Here is a 1,057-nt window from a genome sequence, read left to right on the forward strand (position 1 = left end):
ATTCTCTCCTTTCTCACTCCCAACTGTCTCGCTAGGCTCTCCCTCACCTCGTCCAAAATCTCAAGCGCCTCGCGGTCGAGGTAAACTCCCACACCCATCACCTCGTCAGAACCACATCTACTCCAAGGTTTCTAAACTTTTTGAAACCATTATCCGCTGTCAAAACAGTTAAGTTTCTCTTGAGAGCCGTTGCCGCGACCAATAAATCGCCGTCATCATCGTGAGGAGTCCCCCTCCTCTGAAGCTCAACGTACATCTCGGAAGCCAGGACTGCGGTTGTAGTATCTACGTGAATTACCTTGTACAGCCTCTTAAAATCTCTCAGTGCTCTCTTGCGTTTTTTGTCATCGCGAATACCTCGGAGGAACTCAAAAAGCGTGATTGCCGAGATGTATGACCCCTTATATTTTGAGAGTAAATCCTTCCTGCCTCTGTTCACCCAGTTGGCCAGCACGCTCGTATCAATAATTAATCCGATACTTCTTGAAGCGCGTCGGCTTTTTGATTTCATCGAAATCAATCCCCCCCTCTCTCGCAAGCTCAACCAGGTCTCGCGCGGCAGGTTCAATCTCAACACGCTTCGCTCCCTTCTCAGCCTTACGCTTCGTCATAAATATCCCTCATTCCCAGTTCTCTCGCGGACTATAAAACCCTAACGCCATCACCCGAAATGCCTCGTCCTCCTCACAACGAGTTCTCTCTTTATGATCCTCGTCCTGTTCGGCGGAATAAACTCAATCAGGTCATGCTCACGAAGCTGATTATTCAGCTCAGAAAAGCCTGGAATCATCCGGTTGAGGTAGATGATATCGTTCGGCACGTAGTGCTGGAAGATGAAGTGCCTCTGCGCCTGACGGAAGAGGAGCTTCGGGAAATCCGCGATGGACTGAGTGATCGCCACCGTGTAGAGCTTCCCATCACGGCCTTCACGGAAAAGCTGTTCCAGCTCCTTCCCCGGCCTCCTCGATGAAGGATTGTAGCGGTGCGCCTCCTCCACCACGATAATCCTGTCCCGGTCCCTGCGAAAGATCTCATCAAGGAGAGGCTTGTAATACTG

At 50.6% G+C, this 1,057-nt stretch carries 2 protein-coding genes and 1 pseudogene; all 3 read right to left on the bottom strand.

Annotated elements, in window-relative coordinates:
- Positions 1-97: 97 nt before the first annotated feature.
- Positions 98-454, bottom strand: a complete 357-nt coding sequence (locus MVO87_RS04090) for a type II toxin-antitoxin system VapC family toxin (protein WP_297552305.1) — start codon at positions 452-454, stop codon at positions 98-100.
- 7 nt (positions 455-461) lie between these two features.
- Positions 462-611, bottom strand: a complete 150-nt coding sequence (locus tag MVO87_RS04095) for a hypothetical protein (RefSeq protein WP_297552307.1) — start codon at positions 609-611, stop codon at positions 462-464.
- 50 nt (positions 612-661) lie between these two features.
- Positions 662-1,057: pseudogene (locus MVO87_RS04100) on the bottom strand (ATPase); the annotation flags it as partial.

The organism is Thermococcus sp. (assembly GCF_027063845.1).
Taxonomy (GTDB): Archaea; Methanobacteriota_B; Thermococci; order Thermococcales; family Thermococcaceae; genus Thermococcus.

Bases quoted from the DNA above. Each gene is read 5' to 3' on its own strand.
- MVO87_RS04095 (WP_297552307.1), bottom strand. From the start codon at position 611: ATGACGAAGCGTAAGGCTGAGAAGGGAGCGAAGCGTGTTGAGATTGAA.